Source organism: Paenibacillus sp. 01T424, from assembly GCF_056398745.1.
The window spans coordinates 154858-175221 of the sequence record NZ_JBFTPZ010000028.1; the positions used below are offsets into that span (position 1 = coordinate 154858).

Genomic DNA, 20364 nt, shown 5'->3' on the forward strand with positions numbered 1-20364 from the left:
CTAAAGATTCATTTTTTTTAGGAAATCGTGACAAACTTGTTACGAATGAAGATTCGGACTTGCGCCTTGAGCCACAAAAAGCTAACATATAGTAAAATAGGTTACGTGCGAAAAAAAGGAGGTCCCTTCATGTTTTTGGCAGAAGCAGCAGCTCAAACAGCAAGTAAAATTGGAACTTTCGATTGGTTTATGTTGGCCTTTACCGTATTGATCGCAATCGGACTGGTTCGACTACTGACCGCTCGTCCGAAGAAAAACATTTTTGCAATCGGTTTTACAACCGTTTCACTCGCATTGTTTTTGTTGATTGATTTCATTATGATCACAAAGGTTTGGATGGCGTAACAGCATACATAGAAAAAAGGTCTGCCGGACAAGTCCGGCAGACCTTTTTCTTTATTGCTAGAAGTTAAACCCACCACATCTCGCCAAGCGGCTCGCGGATAAGAATTTGTTGAAGATTTTGAACTGCTTTTGTGAAGCCTTCATCAACGGACATTAAGCCGTCTTCATGCTCGATGCTCACAACATAGTCGTAGCCCACTAGACGAAGCGCGCTAAGGATGTCTGCCCATGTTTTGAGGTCATGGCCGTAACCAACCGTACGGAACTGCCAAGCACGGTCAAGCATAAGGGCATACGATTGCATGTCCGTTACGCCGTGGTGATTTACGTTAATCGGATCGATTGTCGTATCCTTAGCATGGAAGTGATGGATAGCTCCAGCGCGTCCAAGGATATGTACCGCTTGAACAGGGTCAATTCCTTGCCACCACATGTGGCTTGGATCTAGGTTGGCGCCGATTGCATTGCCAGCCGCTTCGCGAAGGCGAAGCATAGTAGCCGGGCTGTGAACGGAGAAACCGCCATGCAGCTCAAGGCCCATCTTCACACCGCTAGCTGTAGCAAGCTTGCCGATCTCAGACCAATATGGAATAACTTTTGCTTCCCATTGCCAGTTCAAAATTTCTTGGAAATCGTTTGGCCAAGGAGCAACCGGCCAGTTCGGATATTTTGCATCCTCGTGATCGCCAGGGCAGCCAGAGAAAGTATTTACAACGGAAACTTCAAGACGGTTAGCAAGCTCAATCGTTTTACGAATAACTTCATCATGCTCAGACGAAATAGCTTTCTGAGGGTGCAATGGGTTACCGTGGCAGCTAAGTGCGCTGATCATCAAACCGCGTGATTCTACCGCATGTTTAAACGCTTTCAGTTTTCCTTCATCCGCAAGCAAACCATCAAGGTCGCAGTGTGCGTTCCCAGGGTATCCGCCAGTTCCGATTTCAATGGCATCAAGTCCTTTGGATGCGATGTAGTCAAGTGCTTCCTCGAACGGCTTTTGTGCAAAAAGTACGCTAAATACTCCTAATTTCATTTGTTCATTTACCTCCCGAATCCATCGATATGGATTGATTTAGTAGTCCCGTCTAGTATAACACTTCTATTCTCAGAACACATAACCGAAATCATATTTGGCAAAATCGCATAATAACTAAACAAAACAAGCGCAGTACGAGGAATCGAGATTAATAATTAGTATTTTTTTGGGAGAACAAATCTATCGATTTTCATTGTTGTATATGGGAAATTATGCTATATTACAACGGATTACTACTATTTCATGCATCATAGTTTCTTCATTAAGGGATTGGTATGCATGAACAAAAATTAGGAGAGTGGCTTCATGAAAAGCAGCTTGCTACGTGTCTGCAGCTTCATTGTATTAGGAGCGATTGTTGCAGCAGGAACGGTATGGGGTGCTGGTGCAAGCAACACAGCTACACATACGCTAAATGCTGCGAAAATTAATGGCGAGGTTTATGTCAAAGCAAGCTCATTAACAAGCTCGCTAGGCGGAACGGGTACGTTTGATTCCAAGACAAACACGTATGCGTATACGCCAGTCGATATCCCATCGGTTGTAAAGAAGGTATCGCCTTCCGTCGTCGCGATTATCGGTAAGCCGAAGGATATCGGCTCAGCCGATCCAAGGTATGCATTGGCGCATGGAACCGGCGTTATTATTCGTACAGATGGCTGGATCGTGACGAATGCGCATGTTGTTGAGGATATGACCAATCTGGTTGTCGTTACAGCAGACGGAAAGAAATACGATGCAGAACGCACGCATCACGATGAGGCAAGTGATCTGGCATTAGTTAAGATTAAGGCATCGAAGCTCCCAATCGCGAAGCTTGCCCCGTCACCGCTTAAGGTTCAAGTAGGCGAGACGGTAGTAGCCATCGGCACACCTGTATCGTTCTCCCTTCGCAATACGGCAACAAGTGGTATCCTGAGCGGCATGAATCGGAGTGTTTCTTCGGCATACAACCTGCTCCAAACGGATGCATCGATAAATCCAGGCAACAGCGGTGGGCCGCTTGTTAACATGAAAGGCGAGGTCATCGGCATTAATTCTTTAAAGTTTGTAGAGGTAGGAGTCGATAATCTCGGATTCTCTATTCCTGCGGATACCGTGCAGTACGTAACGAGTCATTTTTTCAAATACGGACATGTGAAACGCGCCTCGCTTGGCCTTGGACTTGAGGAAAGCTGGTCTGCGCTTATCGGAATCCCGACCTCCGACCCGTTAACAGTCAAATCGGTGACATCGGCAGCCGCCAAAAAAGCAGGTATCCAAGCTGGCGATTTGCTTTATAAAGTTGCAGGCAAGCAAGTATCCGCAAAGGTGGAGCTTAATGAGCTGCTAAAAAGTTATTTGCCGGGTCAACAAGTGGAGGTAATGCTGCAGATCGACGGTGACCTGGTTACCCGCAAGCTGACATTAGTAGAAGGTTAGGCGGCAGAGTTAAATTAAGATCAAAGTTATTATTTAATTATAAGGGGATATAGATGATGAGATTAAATATGTTTAAAAGAATGTTAACCATGCTTTTGCCGGTTTTGCTTGTTTTAGCGATGTTGCCGGTAGCTGCATTCGCAGCAGAGGCAGACAATAAGGTTGAAGTACGCTTGAAGGCGGGCAGCAAAACGGTCAAAATTAATGGGAAAGCTACTACGGTAGAGGCTCCTTTTGTAAGCAACGGAACAACGATGGTTCCGCTAAAAGTCATTACAAATGCTTTTGGTGCAGGACTTAAATTGGAAAACGGCAATGTGATCACACTTACTTACAATGACCGCAAGATTGTTTTAACTTTTGGCAGCAAAACAGTAAAAGTGAACGGTGCAGCCAAAGCAGTAGCAGTTGCTCCAGTTGCAGTTAAAGGCTCAACAATGGTGCCGCTGCGCGTTATTGTAGAAGCTTTTGGCGCAAAAATTACAGCTGACAATGCGACTAAAGAAACCATTATTATTGGTGTACGTGCACAATCGTCCGGTACGGGCGGCACTTCTATTGATTCCGAATTTGGTAAAACAAAAATTGGTGACAGCTACCATGGCTGGTCATTAAATTATCCAGCAGGCTTGATTCAAGTGGATCAAAGCGATAACGGCGAATTTATTACTTGGGCAGATACTGCCGATGATTCCAAGGTTGCTGCGCAAGTGAATGTGATTACAGAACGTGTAGGCGATGACAAGCTGTCTGTCGAAGAGCAGAGAGAGCTTATGATTTCCTATTATGATCAAGATGAGATTACAGTAGACAAACGCCCGATCACTGTAGGCGGTTTAACCTTCGAGAAGGTGATAAGCTACGCTAAACAAACAAAAATGAACTACGAGTATCGCGGTATTCAAAAAGGCGATAAGTATTACATTGTTATTGTAGGTGCTAAGGGTGCGAATAAGTCAGTTTTGACTAGCTATGATACATTCTTAAATAGCTTTACTCCTTCTTTTAATACAGCAGATAAATCGCTTAAGGATGTTACGAAGGTAAAAGATGGCGTAATCACCTTCAAAGACGAGGATTATGGGCTAACGGTTAAGCTTCCAACGGATTGGAACAAAGATTATGAGAGCACGACACCATCGTTCCAAAACGATAAGGAACTTTTCTTCTTTTCTCTCACTTCATTAACAGCAGGCGTTACGATGGACAATTGGGCACAAAAGAGGGAAGCGAGAATTCGTGAGGATTTTGTTAACTCCAGTGTTCGCAATTTCGTTACAACACCGGTAACTTTGATTGATGGCAAGGCGGTAGCGCTAAGCTATGAGCTTTCGTTAGGTGAGGACGCATGGTTTACCTATAATGAGATTGCTTTATTTTCAGGAAATTACCGTTATTCATTAGTTTATATGTATCCTACCGCTAATAGCGCGAAGAGCAAGCTTACGTACAACCAAGTTTTGGCTTCGGTCGATATTGATACTGCTTTAATTGAGAAAACATTTGGCAATGTTGAGGAAAGTTATGATTTGGCTGATCGCAGCACAAAAACAACAAAACGCAGCTCTACGTATGGTTATTCTATTGAACTCCCAACCTACTGGTATGGTATTCAGAAAAACTTTAACGAAGATGATGTTTTGTATACGTTTAGTGCAGGCAGCTTAAATATTTTTGAGTCGGATACAGCAGCGGCGACCGTTGTGAATTCGCTTTTGCAATATGTGAATTCAGCTGAAGGCAGCGCGCAGGGAAGTACGACGAAGCAATCTAATACGGTTACGATTAATGGAAAAACGGCACAGCATGTCGTTATCCATACATCCAAGCCACAAGATGATATTCCGTATACAGAAGAGTTTTATATTTTTGACTCTGCACAAGGAACTATGGTATTTAGCTTAAACTATTACGATGTGCGTGCTTCAGACAGCAACCTTAAAATCATTAACGACGCAGTGCAATCGATTCGTTTTAATTAGTAGAAGGCCGGTTCCCTTATTGGGGAATCGGTCTTTTTTTCATTTAAATGAGGCGTCAACCGTGAATGCTTGCGCGATGCCAGTATTGTGTAGTGGTATAGATGTCCGTGGTTTGTTAAGATAGTGGAAGCAGGTTTCAAGAATGAGAGGGATTGATAGTTAAAATGACAGATACAATAATGAGATCGGACATAGAGCTGCTGGCTCCGGCTGGCGATTGGGATTGCATGAGAGCGGCCGTAGCAAATGGCGCGGATGCGATATTTTTTGGTGTGGAGAAATTTAATGCCCGCGCACGCGCAAACAATTTCCGCAGTGAGGAACTGCCGGAAATTATGGCATTTTTGCATACGTACGGGGTAAAAGGTTTCCTCACATTTAATATTCTCGTATTTGAGGATGAGCTGAGAGACGCGCAGAAGTTAATCGAAATGTGTATCGATGCAGGCGTGGACGCGGTAATCGTACAGGATTTAGGACTAGTGAAGCTGATTCGTGAGCTGTCGCCAGACTTTCCAATTCACGGCTCTACACAAATGACGATCACATCGCCAGAGGCTGTCGAGTTTACGAAGCCGTTTGGTCTTGAGCGGGTCGTGCTAGGCCGCGAAAATAATTTGAAGCAAATTCGTACCATTGGCGAGCAAGCGAAGCTGCCAATGGAGGTATTCGTGCACGGTGCGCTATGCGTATCGTATTCGGGTCAGTGTCTCACGTCCGAGATGTGGGGCGGACGCTCGGCCAATCGCGGTGAATGCGCGCAGGCTTGCCGGCTGCCGTATGATTTGATGGTCGATGGCGAGGTACAGCCGATGGGAGACATCGCGTATTTGCTGTCGCCGAAGGATTTGGCGGCGATTGATATTGTGCCGGAGCTCATCCAAGCGGGCGTAACCTCGTTCAAAATTGAAGGACGTCTCAAAAGTCCGGAGTATGTCGCGAATGTCGTGAGCAAGTATCGGCGCGCGATCGATAAATATTTTGACGGCGACTTGTCGAAGCCGTCTGTGGAGGATGTGCGTGAGCTGCAGCAAAGCTTCTCGCGCGGCTTCACGCATGGTTTCCTGTCGGGAACAAACAACAAGATGCTTGTTGAGGGTACGTTCCCGAAAAGCCGCGGTGTCTACCTCGGCCGAGTAGAGCGCATTATGCGCGATGCGGTTACGCTGAAGATCGAAGCGCCGCTTAAGCGCGGAGATGGCATTGTGTTTGACGCAGGCGACCCGACGAAAAAGGAAGAGGGCGGCCGCGTTTACGATATTCGCCGTCAAGGCGTGAAAATCGAGGGCGAAGCGCAGGAAGGCATTTTGATCGAGCTGGTAGCTGGACGCAATGATGTTGATTTGCGCAAGGTTCATGTAGGCGACCGTGTGTGGAAAACGAACGATCCGGCGCTGGACAGACGCCTCAGAGCTTCTTTTGAAACAGAAAAGCCATATCGCGTATTCCCGCTTCATGTTCGAGTGACGGGCGCGCTTGGCCAGCCGATGCGTACCTGGTGGACAGATGTGCAGAAGGGGACGACGGTTGAAGTCGCGTCAGAGATTGATTTGGAGCAGGCACAGAAGCGTCCGATGGACGCAGCGCTGCTTGAGGATCAACTGGGCCGTCTGGGCGGCACGGTTTATCAGCTTGAGAAGCTCGAGGTAGAGCTGCAAGGCGATTTGATCGTACCTATCCGTGAACTGAACAGAATGCGCCGTGAAGCGGTCGAGCTGCTTGCAGGCGAGCGTCCGAAGCCGCCTGTATATGTGAAGAATGCAATTTACGCAAGCGAGGACGCTGTTTTGGCTGATGTAGCGAAAAAAGATATTTTGGCTCCTCAGAGCGGAAAAGATGCAAACTTGATCGCACTATGCCGCACCTTGGAGCAGGTGCAGGCAGCAGTCAAAACCGACGTCGCTTATGTATACGCTGATTTTGAATTTATTAAACAATTTCCAGCAGCGGTAGCCGCTGCCCGTGAAGCAGGCAAACCAATTGCTCTGGCTACGCCGCGCATTCACATGCCTGGCGAAAATGGCTACCATGCGAATATATTGAAGCTGCAGCCCGATGCCGTACTTGTTCGGAACACTGGAGCGCTTTATTACTACTTGCGCGCCCGTGCAGCTAATCCGGACAAGCCATTTCCGAAGCTGATTGGCGATTTCTCGCTGAACGTAGCCAATCATAAGGCAGTGAAGCTGTTTACCGAGGTTGGTCTTGATCTGATAACACCGTCGTATGATTTGAACATTCAGCAGATGGTTGATTTGCTGGAAAACTCAGATACGTCGATGCTGGAAATGGTTATCCATCAGCATTTGCCGATGTTCCACACGGAGCATTGCGTATATTGCACCTTTATGAGTGAAGGGACTGACTTCACAAACTGCGGACGTCCTTGTGAGGAGAAGCGTGCTTCCCTGCAGGATCGTATTGGCATGGCGCATCCTGTTCGCGTAGACGAAGGCTGCCGCAACACCGTGTACAATGCAATCGAGCAATCGGGTGCTGAGTACATTCGCAATTTTGTAGGAATGGGCGTATCCAATTTCCGTGTCGAGTTTCTAGAAGAAACGCCGGAGAAAGTGCTTGAAGTGTTGTCTCTTTACCGTGATGCGCTTGATGGCCGTATTAGCGGCACGCAAGTATGGCGCAGCCTGAAAGCCATTAACCAGCTTGGCGTTACGCGTGGTCAACTGGTCAAATAAATCTAACGAAATTACAAGCGATACCGTCTTCTCTGCGAATGGGAGGGCGGTATTTTTTTGCTGTGAAATTTTAAAAAGGCGGATTTGCAACCTTTTGCGCTTCAAACGGCATCTTTACTTATAGAGAGAGCAGGTGAATGGATGAGTGCGGAGCAACAAGCGATTGAACGACTGAAAGGCGGTGACGGCTCCGCCCTGAAGTGGCTGATGGAGCAGTACGGCAACGATATTTTGCGGACAGCCGCCTTGCTGCTAAAGGATCATCACTTGGCAGAGGATGTGAGCCAGGAGGTATTTATAACCGCTTTTCAAAAAATAAAACAATACCGCGGCGATGGAAGCCTGCGCGGCTGGCTGCTGCAAATGACGATTAATCGCTGCCGCAGCAAGATGCGGCTCGTTTCATGGAAAAGGCTGCTGTTTCGAGCGGAAACAGGGGAAGAAATGAGCATACATAACATGATGTTTAAAGCGCCGAGCGATGCGGGAGTTGAACAATGGCTGCTGGCCTCATCGCTTCGTGAATCCATTGAAGTTATGCCTTTCAAATATCGTGAGGTCATCGTTCTTTATTATTATCAAGAGCTGACCATTAAAGAAATTGCGCAGGTGCTCGGTGAGCCGGAAAGTACCATTAAGAGTAAGCTGCTGCGAGGACGGCGACAGCTCAGGCAGCAATTAGAGGAAGGAGACTGGCAGGATGAAACAAGAGCATGATACAAAAAGCATTCGTGATAATTTGGATATAGAGCTGGCGGGTGTTCAGTTCACTGAACAGCTTCAAAAGACTGTTTTAGACCGAGCATGCCCTCCTTCATTTTGGAATCGGGAGCTGCGTATACCTGGGATTGCTGTCGTTTTAGTTCTATGCATGTGTATCGCTGTACCCGTAATCGGCTGGCAGCGTTTATCGTCATCCGTATATTCTCCGCAAACGATGGATGCCAAGCCCCAGCCTGAAAGCAGCGATCGGTTAATTATGATTGCAGGCGGCGTTTATTATGAGTCAGAGCTGCTTGAAGGGTGGGCGAAGGAAAAATGATACGAATGAAAGTGAAAACGATGGCCATGCTGCTCGCTTTTCTTATGATTGCAGCGGGAGCTTGCTATTTTCTAATTCCTTTTTTCCTTTTTCATACGGAGAAATACGATGTTTTGTGGAAGTGGTTTCCTAGAACCGAGAGCGCGGAATCTGCACTTTTATTAGCGTCTGAGGCGTCTGAACTGGTTACGGATTCGAGCGGCGACGATCGTATATTTATTTTCCCGAGCAGCAGCTCCTCCAGCGGAGGAGAACGAACGGGAGAGGAACGTATGCGCGAGATAAACCGACTCGAACATTTGGTGGAGCAATATTCAACGTCGTCATATATTTATGGGGTTAAATTTAATTTGGGCAAGCTTTATATGTGGAACAAGGAGTGGGATAAAGCAGAACGGCTTTTTGCAGAGCTTGAAGCAAATGTGAATACCGGTACATTCCATGCGGATGAGGAGCTGCGAACCTATCAAGCGATTTTGAGTACAAGAACGGCGATACCTGATAAGCAGGCTGCTATAAGAGGGAAAGTTAAGATTGGCGAAAAACCGGCTGCGAATGTATTTGTTATATTGCACCGCAAGGATGCAAGCGGATGGAGCACGCCGCCTTATCTTCATTACCCGGTAGCCATTACAGATGAGCAGGGTGTTTATCGTTTTTATGACGTGGATGCTAATGAGTATGAGGTTGGAGTCGGTGTCACCCCTGCTGAGGTAAATGGCTATTATTTAACGCAGTCTGACCGAGAGTATGTGAGCGCTCTGGAAGGCAAAACAGAAACATACGATTTTCAATTTGTACCGCAAGTAAGTGTAATATCACCAGTTAATAAAGAGCAGCTAACCGGGGATAAATTGCAATTCGAATGGAATGCCTATCCGGGTGCGGATTACTATACGCTTTCGATTACGTCCATTTTCCGCATGAAAGATGGGAATACTGTTGGCGCTAATACGGTACAGCTTTCGGATGAGCGCTTTAAAGGAACAACAGCGGAGTACAGCTTGAAGGAATTGAGAGGAAATACGCTGGGATTTGGCAAAAGCACGGACTCGGGAGGAAATGTTGCTTTGTCTAATATCGGAGTGCTTGGCGCGGTTTATCCCGGGGGAGATTTCATATGGTCAGTTGATGCTTATGATGCGGGCGGGCGAAAAATATCGAGCTCTAGCGGCTATTACACAGCTCTAATCCAGAAACCCCCGTTTTTCACGATGCCAGAGGAAGGGATGCTTGTTGGAGACAGGCTGGTCATTCAAGGGGAATATGAGGAGGCCATCGCGTCTTACAAGTTAGAAGGGGATAACGATGACGCACTGCGTCCGCTAGCTAGACTGATTTATTACGGCATTACGAAGGCAGACGGCGATCCAGCGGAAGCTTTGACTTATTTAGAGCGGGTAAGAATTCCCAATGCTAGCGACAAGGACCTGATGAAGCAAATGAAAGAGAAGCTTGAAGGTAAGTAACTGTTTGACACGGATTTCTCGCTGACATAGCATAGAAGGAAAGCAATTATGCGACAATTGATTTATGACAAAGCGAGGCGTGATCATTCATGAATGAGGTTTGGTTTTCAAGCTGGAGGCATGTGTTTAAGCTCGATCCCGATCGAGAAATTTCCGATGAGCAGCTTGACTCGATTTGTACCTCGGGTACCGATGCGATTATTGTCGGAGGCTCCAGCGGCGTTACTTTTGAGAATACAGTGGATCTTATGGCACGAATTCGCAGGTATGCGGTGGACTGTGCATTGGAGGTTTCTACTTTAGAGGGAGCGGTTCCCGGCTTCGACGGCTATTTTGTACCGCTTGTCCTTAATACGAGCAGAGCAGAGTGGATTACCGGACGGCAAACCGAGGGGCTAATAGAATATGGCTCCTTCGTTCCTTGGGAAGAAACGGCGGCGCAAGGCTATATTATTTTGAATGAAGAGGCTACTGCTGCAAAAGTTACGGGTGCGCAAACGGAGCTGACAGAAGCAGAGCTCACCGCACATGTGCGAATGGCTGATCGGCTGATGCGCCTGCCGGTTGTTTATTTGGAATATAGCGGACGATTCGGCGATATGCAGCTGGTGAAGCGGGCAAGAATGACAGCCACGCAAGCAAGGGTATTTTATGGCGGCGGAATTGACAATGCAGACAAAGCTCGTCAAGCGGCGGAAGCTGCTCATACCGTCGTTGTAGGAAACATTATTTACAGTGATCTTGAAGCAGCGTTATCGACAGTGGCGGCTGTTAAGAATGTCTGATTTGTTCCTGTTTTGCCTATAGCCATGGTCTCAATGAAAAAAAGCATTCGCTGTATCTGATCCTGTTGCACTTAATTGACAATGGGACAGAACGGCAGATGCTTTTATTTGTTTATAGCGTTGACATACTTTCTGTCATAATTCAAGCTAATTCCTATATTCTCAAATTGACACAGCGGTAGCCGTTGTCTACACTGGTGAGAGGCGAACATATGCGAACAAAGGAGTCTGAGCATGTTGAATTATATGAGTATCGAGCAGGCGGTACAGAAGCTGAACCCGCCGCAGCGTGATGCTGTTCAAGCGACTGACGGGCCGCTTTTGATTATGGCGGGAGCGGGCAGCGGCAAGACTCGCGTTCTGACACATCGAATTGCTTACTTAATAGAAAAGAAGCGTGTGGCGCCATGGAGTATTTTGGCCATCACCTTTACGAATAAAGCATCACGAGAGATGCAGGACCGGGTCAGTGCGCTTGTTGGACCATCAGGGGGGGACATTTGGGTGTCTACCTTCCACTCGATGTGCGTGCGTATCCTCAGAAGAGATATCGATCGGATCGGTTTTACATCCAGCTTCTCTATTTTGGATTCTTCAGACCAGTTGTCGGTTATCCGCGGCTGTATGAAGGACATGAACATCGATACGAAGAAGGTTGAGCCGAAGGCGGTTCAAGCTGCAATAAGCGGAGCGAAAAATGAGCTGATCACGCCGGAGCAATTCGAGCAAAAGGTCGGCGACTATTTTGAAGGCATCGTTGCCCAAGTGTTTACGAAATACCAGAAAAAGCTGAGAAGCAATAACTCACTTGATTTTGATGATCTTATTATGATGACGATTCAGCTGTTTAAAGATGTACCAGAGGTGCTTGAATTTTATCAGAACAAGTTCAGATACATTCATGTGGATGAGTATCAGGATACGAACAGAGCACAATATATGCTGACCCGCATGCTTGCGGATAAACATAATAATATATGCGTAGTAGGTGACAGCGATCAGTCCATCTACCGCTGGCGTGGAGCTGACATTACGAACATCTTGAATTTTGAGGGCGATTATCCAGAGGCGCGGACGATCATGCTGGAGCAAAACTATCGTTCAACAGCAAATATTCTCGATGCAGCAAACGCGGTTATTAAGCTGAATACAGGGCGCAAGCCGAAGAAGCTGTGGACGGATCAAGGCGCGGGTGATCTCATTGCACTCTATCAAGCAGATACTGAACATGATGAAGGATATTTTGTAACGGGGGAAATTCGCAAAAATGTGAATAACGGCTATAAATTTGCCAATCATGCGATATTATACCGTACCAATGCTCAGTCGCGGGTTATAGAGGAAATTTTGATTAAATCGGATATTCCTTATCAAATCGTTGGCGGCATTAAGTTCTATGATCGCAAAGAGATTAAGGACTTGCTCGGATATTTGAAGCTCGTTTCCAACCCGGATGATGATATAAGCTTGGTTCGTATCATTAATGTGCCGAAGCGGGGGATTGGGGATACAACGGTTGGCAAGCTTGCGGATGAAGCTGCGAGAAGAGGCACTTCCATTTACCGTGTATTGAACAACCTCGGCGAGGTTGAGGTGAATGCTCGGACACGGACGCTATTGCGCGAGTTTTATGAGATTATCGACAATCTTACACGGATGGTTGAATATCTATCGGTAACGGAGCTTACAGAGAAGGTGCTGGAGCTGTCGCAGTACCGGATGGAGCTGCATCAAGAGAACACGCTGGAGTCGAAGGCGCGTCTTGAGAATATCGATGAGTTTCTGTCGGTGACGATGGATTTTGAGAAGCGCAATGAGGATCGGACGCTCGTGGCGTTCCTAACTGATTTGGCACTCATAGCCGACATCGATTCCTTGAACAAGGATGAAGAAGAAGCAGAGAAGAATAAAGATGCGATCACACTGATGACAATGCATAGTGCTAAGGGACTTGAGTTCMCTGTCGTTTTCATTATCGGCATGGAGGAGAGCGTATTTCCGCATAGCCGTGCTCTTGCTGATAATGWAGAGCTTGAAGAGGAGCGGCGCCTTGCATATGTAGGGATTACCCGCGCGGAGAAACGGCTTTATCTGACATGTGCGCGGATGCGGACTTTGTTTGGCCGTACGAGCAGCAACATGCCTTCGCGTTTCCTGCAGGAAATACCAGAGAGCGTAAGAGAAGGCGCTTCTAGCGGCAGCGGCGGTTATTCACGTGGAAGCGTGGGCACTCGCAGCGGCGTTAGCGTCACGGGCGGTACTGGTGCGGCTGCGCAAGGCGCGAGCCGCGGGTTTGCCGGTCGCGCGCCAGCTGGCGGTGCGCCCGGTGCAGGCAGCCGTTCCCCAGGTATGGGGGGAACGGGCCCGGCCGCGATGGGCGGCAGAGGAGGCGGCGTGCGTGTTAGCACGCCGCTGCAAGAAGCCGCTCGGGCGGCTCAGGGCAGCAGCGCGGCGGGCGATGCCGCGCCAGGAACATTTGCGTCAGGCGACCGCGTGTCGCATGGCAAATGGGGAATTGGCGTTATCGTCTCCGTCAAAGGGACGGGCAAGGATATGGAGCTTAACATCGCATTCCCGGCTCCGGTTGGTATCAAGCGATTGCTTGCCGGCTTTGCCCCGATAACAAAAGTATAAGGTTGATCATTTTTGACGATTAGAAGGAGGAGCCTTCCGTGAACGCTCAATTAGAGAGAATGCAGCAGCTTGTTGCGATCATTGCAGAGCATAATTATCGCTACTACACGCTTGATCAGCCTACAATAAATGATACGGATTATGACAAGCTCTATGATGAGCTTGTCGCTTTGGAGAAGGAAACGGGCGTGCTTTTGCCTGAGTCGCCGACACAGCGAGTAGGCGGCGATTTGCTCAAAGGTTTTGAGCCGTACAAACACCGTGCTCGTTTATGGAGTTTGGATAAAGCCCAAAATACGGAAGACTTGCTTTCGTGGAATACAAGATTGCTTAAAGCAGTCGCCGATTATAATGCAAAACATCCGGAAGAAGAGCCTTTGCCGCAGCCTACTTATGTCGTAGAGCTGAAGTTTGACGGCTTGACCCTGAATCTGACCTACGAGGATGGACAGCTGGTTCAAGCAGCTACGCGTGGAAACGGTGCGATTGGCGAAGGGATATTGCAGCAGGTTCGAACGATACGTTCTGTTCCGCTCACAATTCCATGGGCTGATGGTATTGTTGAAGTGCAGGGAGAAGGCATTATGCAGCTTTCGGTGCTCGCCAAATATAATGAAACGGCAGCTGAACCGCTCAAAAATGCACGGAATGCCGCAGCAGGCGCACTGCGCAATCTTAATCCGCGGGTTACAGCCGAGCGGAAGCTGAACGCATTTTTCTATAATGTCGGCTACGCTGACGGAGTTTCTTTTGCAGATCATCATGAAATGCAGAAGTTTCTGAACGATAACCGCTTTAAGGTGAATCCATATGTAACGTATCAAAATACGATCGAAGAGGTTCAAGAAGAGCTGCTGCGTGTAACAGAAAAACGGGAGCAGCTGGATTTCCTCATTGATGGTGCTGTAATCAAAGTTGTAGATATGCGGACGCGGGAAGCACTCGGTTATACGGATAAATTCCCTCGCTGGGCGGTTGCCTTTAAGTTCGAAGCGGAGGAAGCAGCAACAGTACTCGAAGCCGTGTCCTGGGAGGTTGGCCGTACCGGCAAAATAACCCCAGTCGCGCGCGTCGAGGCTGTTGAGCTCGCTGGTGTTACTGTACAAAACTGTACGCTCAATAATATTGGCGATATTGAACGCAAAAACCTCAAGTTCGCACTAGGGACACTCGTTACGATTCGCCGCTCAAATGATGTTATTCCAGAAATATTGGGCAAGGCCGATGATGTGCCTGGTGAAGAAATTGTGTTTCCAACGGTATGTCCATCATGCGGAACGGAGCTCGAGCAGCGGGGAGCTCACCTATTCTGCAATAATAAGCTGGGCTGCCAGCCGCAAATTATCGGCCGGATCACTCATTTCGCGTCTCGGGATGCAATGGATATCGATACGTTCAGCGTCATGACAGCAGAACAGCTATACAAAGATTGCGGAGTACGTGATCCTGCTGATTTGTACGCACTTACTTACGATGATCTGATTGGACTCGAACGATTCGGTGAGAAGAAGGCGCTCAAGCTGCTTGCCGCATTTGAAAAATCCAAGGATAGAGAGCTTGCGTCATTCTTATTTGCTCTTGGCATTCCGAACACGGGCAAAGCAACAACGAAAATGCTGGCTGATCATTATGGAAATCTAGATGCTATTATGCAGGCGGAAGCTGCAGAACTTATTACGCTTCCGGATGTTGGCGGTATTGTTGCTGAGAGCATCGTTGGATTTTTTCAAGATCCCATTATTATTGCGAGTATTGCCAGAATGCGCGAGCTAGGTGTGAAAGCTGAAGCGGAACAGCAGCTGGTTGCGAGAAATGATAGTGTATTCAGCGGGAAGACAGTCGTACTTACAGGTACGCTACCGACGATGTCTAGGGATGAAGCTGCGAAGCTGCTCGAAGCTTGCGGAGCCAAAATCTCGGGTAGCGTATCTAAGAAAACAGATTTTGTTGTAGCTGGCGAAAGCGCAGGAAGCAAGCTGACGAAAGCTCGTGAACTTGGTATTACTGTTATAGAAGAGGAAGCTGAGTTACTGCGCCTTTTGGGTGAAACCGTTATATAGTAATAAGACGTCATTCAAAGTATTGTTTTGAATGCTTTAATAAGAAGGAGCTGTCCCTTAAGGTTATAGACCTTGAGGAATAGCTCCTTTTGTTTTTAGTTAAATGATGATGGATTACTATCCATAAATCAGAATAATGAGTGCGTTAAAATAAATTGTAATTGTCATTTTTTTCAACTTGTATTCTGTTTGCGTAAGTGATATATTATTTCTTGTCGCTTCTGAGACACGGACAAACAATTGAATGGCTCACAAACATTTGTGAAACAAACGGTTGACAACGTTGGACGAAGATGATAATATCATTTCTTGTCACAACAAAATGTGACAAACAAGTTCTTTGAAAACTGAACAAATGGATCACGTCGATCCGATAATGTTTTAAAATAGCTAGTTAAGTATTGAGCAAGTCAAACACCAATTTGGAGAGTTTGATCCTGGCTCAGGACGAACGCTGGCGGCGTGCCTAATACATGCAAGTCGAGCGGAGTTGATGAGGTGCTTGCACCTCTGATGCTTAGCGGCGGACGGGTGAGTAACACGTGGGTAACTCGTAAAGCTCTGTTGCCAGGGAAGAATGCTTGGGAGAGTAACTGCTCYCAAGGTGACGGTACCTGAGAAGAAAGCCCCGGCTAACTACGTGCCAGCAGCCGCGGTAATACGTAGGGGGCAAGCGTTGTCCGGAATTATTGGGCGTAAAGCGCGCGCAGGCGGCCTTGTAAGTCTGTTGTTTAAACTTGGGGCTCAACCCCAAGTCGCAAGGGAAACTGCAAAGCTTGAGTACAGAAGAGGAAAGTGGAATTCCACGTGTAGCGGTGAAATGCGTAGAGATGTGGAGGAACACCAGTGGCGAAGGCGACTTTCTGGGCTGTAACTGACGCTGAGGCGCGAAAGCGTGGGGAGCAAACAGGATTAGATACCCTGGTAGTCCACGCCGTAAACGATGAATGCTAGGTGTTAGGGGTTTCAATACCCTTGGTGCCGAAGTTAACACATTAAGCATTCCGCCTGGGGAGTACGGTCGCAAGACTGAAACTCAAAGGAATTGACGGGGACCCGCACAAGCAGTGGAGTATGTGGTTTAATTCGAAGCAACGCGAAGAACCTTACCAGGTCTTGACATCCCAATGAAAGCATTAGAGATAGTGCCCCTCTTCGGAGCATTGGAGACAGGTGGTGCATGGTTGTCGTCAGCTCGTGTCGTGAGATGTTGGGTTAAGTCCCGCAACGAGCGCAACCCTTGATCTTAGTTGCCAGCACRTKATGGTGGGCACTCTAGGATGACTGCCGGTGACAAACCGGAGGAAGGTGGGGATGACGTCAAATCATCATGCCCCTTATGACCTGGGCTACACACGTACTACAATGGCCGATACAACGGGAAGCGAAACCGCGAGGTGGAGCCAATCCTATCAAAGTCGGTCTCAGTTCGGATTGCAGGCTGCAACTCGCCTGCATGAAGTCGGAATTGCTAGTAATCGCGGATCAGCATGCCGCGGTGAATACGTTCCCGGGTCTTGTACACACCGCCCGTCACACCACGAGAGTTTACAACACCCGAAGCCGGTGGGGTAACCCGCAAGGGAGCTAGCCGTCGAAGGTGGGGTAGATGATTGGGGTGAAGTCGTAACAAGGTAGCCGTATCGGAAGGTGCGGCTGGATCACCTCCTTTCTAAGGAAATACCCGGGACGTCGCCAAGCAGGTGTTATATTTACACCTTAATATACGAACTATGAGAATTAAGGGCCTTTAGCTCAGCTGGTTAGAGCGCACCCCTGATAAGGGTGAGGTCGGTGGTTCGAGTCCACTAAGGCCCACCACTATAATTCCATAATTCAAAACCTAACATGGGGCCATAGCTCAGCTGGGAGAGCGCCTGCCTTGCAAGCAGGAGGTCAGCGGTTCGATCCCGCTTGGCTCCACCAAAAAAACTTTTTAAATTGCACCTTGAAAACTGGATAACGAAAGAAAAGAATTGCTGAAACATCCTTTAAAGCTGTTTTTACGTAAGCGAAGGTGAGCGATCACCTGAGCATTTGGTTAAGCTAGTAAGAGCGCACGGAGGATGCCTAGGCACCAGGAGCCGAAGAAGGACGTACTACTAACTGAATACATAGGTTRGKWAGAGGCATACCAGGGGAACTGAAACATCTAAGTACCCTGAGGAAGAGAAAACAATAGTGATTCCGTCAGTAGCGGCGAGCGAACGCGGATTAGCCCAAACCAAGGAGCTTGCTYCTTGGGGTTGTAGGACGTCTCACAYGGAGTTACAAAAGTGTTTGGTAGGCGAAGAGGTCTGGAAAGGCCCGCCAGAGCAGGTAAAAGCCCTGTAACCGAAAGCAAGCACYCTCCGAGACGGATCCTGAGTACGGCGGGACACGAGAAACCCCGTCGGAATCCGGCAGGACCATCTGCCAAGGCTAAATACTCCCTGGTGACCGATAGTGAAGCAGTACCGTGAGGGAAAGGTGAAAAGCACCGCGGAAGCGGAGTGAAAAAGAACCTGAAACCGTGCGCTTACAAAAAGTCAGAGCCCGTTAAATGGGTGATGGCGTGCCTTTTGTAGAATGAACCGGCGAGTTACGATCACGTGCAAGGTTAAGTCGGGAAGACGGAGCCGTAGCGAAAGCGAGTCTGAATAGGGCGAATAAGTACGTGGTCGTAGACCCGAAACCGTGTGATCTACCCCTGTCCAGGGTGAAGGTGCGGTAACACGCACTGGAGGCCCGAACCCACGCATGTTGAAAAATGCGGGGATGAGGTGGGGGTAGCGGAGAAATTCCAATCGAACTCGGAGATAGCTGGTTCTCCCCGAAATAGCTTTAGGGCTAGCCTCGAGGAATGAGCGTCGTGGAGGTAGAGCACTGATTGGGTGCGGGGCCCGCCAAGGGTTACCAAGTCCAGTCAAACTCCGAATGCCATAGACGTGCTACTCGGGAGTCAGACAGTGAGTGCTAAGATCCATTGTCAAGAGGGAAACAGCCCAGATCATCAGCTAAGGTCCCCAAGTGTGTGTTAAGTGGGAAAGGATGTGGAGTTGCAAAGACAACCAGGATGTTGGCTTAGAAGCAGCCATCATTTAAAGAGTGCGTAATAGCTCACTGGTCGAGTGACTCTGCGCCGAAAATGTAACGGGGCTAAACACACCACCGAAGCTATGACATGTACCATTAGGTACTTGGGTAGGGGAGCGTTGAATACGGATTGAAGTTGGACCGTGAGGACTGGTGGACTGTATTCAAGTGAGAATGCCGGTATGAGTAACGAAAAGACAAGTGAGAATCTTGTCCGCCGAAAGCCTAAGGGTTCCTGAGGAAGGCTCGTCCTCTCAGGGTAAGTCGGGACCTAACGCGAGGCCGAAAGGCGTAGTGGATGGACAACAGGTTGAAATTCCTGTACCACCGAAGATYGTTTGAGCAATGGGGTGACACAGAAGGGCAGTGACGCGGACTGATGGAATAGTCCGTCCAAGCAGTGAGGCTGATCGATAGGCAAATCCGTCGATCATAAGGCTGGGCTGTGATGGGGAGCGAAAATTGCAGTAGCGAAGGTCATGTACTCCGGCTGTCAAGAAAAGCCTCTAGTGAGATCTAGGTGCCCGTACCGCAAACCGACACAGGTAGGCGAGCAGAGCATGCTAAGGCGCGCGGAAGAACTCTCGTTAAGGAACTCGGCAAAATGACCCCGTAACTTCGGGAGAAGGGGTGCCTCGGTAGGGTGAATAGCCCGAGGGGGCCGCAGTGAAAAGGCCCAAGCGACTGTTTAGCAAAAACACAGGTCTGTGCGAAGCCGTAAGGCGAAGTATACGGGCTGACGCCTGCCCGGTGCTGGAAGGTTAAGGGGAGCGGTTAGGRGYAAYCCGAAGCTGTGAACCGAAGCCCCAGTAAACGGCGGCCGTAACTATAACGGTCCTAAGGTAGCGAAATTCCTTGTCAGGTAAATTCTGACCCGCACGAATGGCGTAACGACTTGGGCGCTGTCTCAACGAGAGATCCGGTGAAATTTTAATACCTGTGAAGATGCAGGTTACCCGCGACAAGACGGAAAGACCCCATGGAGCTTTACTGTAACTTGATATTGAACTTTGGTACGATCTGTACAGGATAGGTGGGAGCCTWWGAAGCATGAGCGCCAGCTTGTGTGGAGGCAACGTTGGGATACCACCCTGATCGTATCGGAGTTCTAACCTAGAACCGTGAAACCGGTTCGGGGACCGTGTCAGGTGGACAGTTTGACTGGGGCGGTCGCCTCCTAAAATGTAACGGAGGCGCCCAAAGGTTCCCTCAGAATGGTTGGAAATCATTCGAAGAGTGCAAAGGCATAAGGGAGCTTGACTGCGAGACCTACAAGTCGAGCAGGGACGAAAGTCGGGCTTAGTGATCCGGTGGTACCGAATGGAAGGGCCATCGCTCAACGGATAAAAGCTACCCTGGGGATAACAGGCTTATCTCCCCCAAGAGTCCACATCGACGGGGAGGTTTGGCACCTCGATGTCGGCTCATCGCATCCTGGGGCTGAAGTAGGTCCCAAGGGTTGGGCTGTTCGCCCATTAAAGCGGTACGCGAGCTGGGTTCAGAACGTCGTGAGACAGTTCGGTCCCTATCTGTCGCGGGCGCAGGAAATTTGAGAGGAGCTGTCCTTAGTACGAGAGGACCGGGATGGACGTACCGCTGGTGTACCAGTTGTTCCGCCAGGAGCACCGCTGGGTAGCCAAGTACGGACGGGATAAGCGCTGAAAGCATCTAAGCGTGAAGCCCCCCTCAAGATGAGATTTCCCAGTATGTAAGACCCCTTGAAGACGACGAGGTTGATAGGTTCGGGGTGGAAGCACAGCAATGTGTGTAGCTGACGAATACTAATCGGTCGAGGGCTTATCCTAAACACGTTTACTG

Annotated in this window: 11 protein-coding genes, 2 tRNA genes and 2 rRNA genes; 14 read left to right on the top strand and 1 reads right to left on the bottom strand. The window is 48.5% G+C overall.

Annotated elements, in window-relative coordinates:
* The first annotated feature begins 129 nt into the window (after positions 1-129).
* Positions 130-345, top strand: coding sequence for a hypothetical protein (locus AC1DPK_RS21165; RefSeq protein ID WP_076266151.1), 216 nt, complete (start codon positions 130-132; stop codon positions 343-345).
* A 64-nt stretch (positions 346-409) separates the two neighbouring features.
* Here the strand turns inward: AC1DPK_RS21165 and AC1DPK_RS21170 are convergent, their stop codons facing one another.
* Positions 410-1378: a sugar phosphate isomerase/epimerase family protein gene (locus AC1DPK_RS21170; RefSeq protein ID WP_076266150.1), complete on the bottom strand. Its 969-nt coding sequence runs from the start codon at positions 1376-1378 to the stop codon at positions 410-412.
* Positions 1379-1687: 309 nt separating this feature from the next.
* Between AC1DPK_RS21170 and AC1DPK_RS21175 the strand changes: the two genes are divergently transcribed.
* The 13 genes from AC1DPK_RS21175 (at position 1688) to AC1DPK_RS21235 (ending at position 20351) form a co-directional block, all read left to right on the top strand.
* Entirely contained in the window at positions 1688-2803 is a 1116-nt protein-coding gene (locus AC1DPK_RS21175; RefSeq protein WP_477511537.1) for a S1C family serine protease, read from the top strand.
* 53 nt (positions 2804-2856) lie between these two features.
* Positions 2857-4785: a stalk domain-containing protein gene (locus AC1DPK_RS21180; RefSeq protein WP_477511538.1), complete on the top strand. Its 1929-nt coding sequence runs from the start codon at positions 2857-2859 to the stop codon at positions 4783-4785.
* A gap of 164 nt (positions 4786-4949) precedes the next feature.
* The gene (locus AC1DPK_RS21185) at positions 4950-7481 is read left to right on the top strand and encodes a U32 family peptidase (protein ID WP_477511539.1); all 2532 of its coding nucleotides are present in this window, start codon (positions 4950-4952) and stop codon (positions 7479-7481) included.
* Between the two features lie 141 nt (positions 7482-7622).
* Positions 7623-8198, top strand: a complete 576-nt coding sequence (locus AC1DPK_RS21190) for an RNA polymerase sigma factor (RefSeq protein ID WP_477511540.1) — start codon at positions 7623-7625, stop codon at positions 8196-8198.
* Positions 8182-8523: a hypothetical protein gene (locus AC1DPK_RS21195; protein ID WP_477511541.1), complete on the top strand. Its 342-nt coding sequence runs from the start codon at positions 8182-8184 to the stop codon at positions 8521-8523. Before AC1DPK_RS21190 ends, AC1DPK_RS21195 begins: the two co-directional genes overlap by 17 nt.
* Complete coding sequence (locus tag AC1DPK_RS21200; protein WP_477511542.1) at positions 8520-9992, top strand: tetratricopeptide repeat protein; 1473 nt, start codon at positions 8520-8522, stop codon at positions 9990-9992. Before AC1DPK_RS21195 ends, AC1DPK_RS21200 begins: the two co-directional genes overlap by 4 nt.
* 89 nt (positions 9993-10081) lie before the next feature.
* Positions 10082-10777: a heptaprenylglyceryl phosphate synthase gene (gene pcrB / locus AC1DPK_RS21205; protein ID WP_477511543.1), complete on the top strand. Its 696-nt coding sequence runs from the start codon at positions 10082-10084 to the stop codon at positions 10775-10777.
* Between the two features lie 234 nt (positions 10778-11011).
* Positions 11012-13411 carry a DNA helicase PcrA gene (gene pcrA, locus AC1DPK_RS21210; RefSeq protein WP_477511544.1) on the top strand — a complete coding sequence of 800 codons (2400 nt, stop codon included), beginning with the start codon at positions 11012-11014 and terminating at the stop codon, positions 13409-13411.
* Between the two features lie 59 nt (positions 13412-13470).
* A complete protein-coding gene (gene ligA / locus AC1DPK_RS21215) occupies positions 13471-15471 on the top strand; it encodes an NAD-dependent DNA ligase LigA (RefSeq protein WP_441874854.1) in 2001 nt (666 codons plus the stop codon).
* Positions 15472-15890: 419 nt separating this feature from the next.
* A 16S ribosomal RNA gene (locus AC1DPK_RS21220) occupies positions 15891-17143 on the top strand.
* Positions 17144-17215: 72 nt separating this feature from the next.
* Positions 17216-17292: transfer RNA gene (locus AC1DPK_RS21225), tRNA-Ile, on the top strand.
* Between the two features lie 29 nt (positions 17293-17321).
* Positions 17322-17397, top strand: a tRNA-Ala gene (locus tag AC1DPK_RS21230).
* Between the two features lie 113 nt (positions 17398-17510).
* A 23S ribosomal RNA gene (locus tag AC1DPK_RS21235) occupies positions 17511-20351 on the top strand.
* The 16S and 23S rRNA genes sit together here with 2 tRNA genes alongside, the layout of an rRNA operon.
* The last annotated feature ends 13 nt before the right edge of the window (positions 20352-20364 follow it).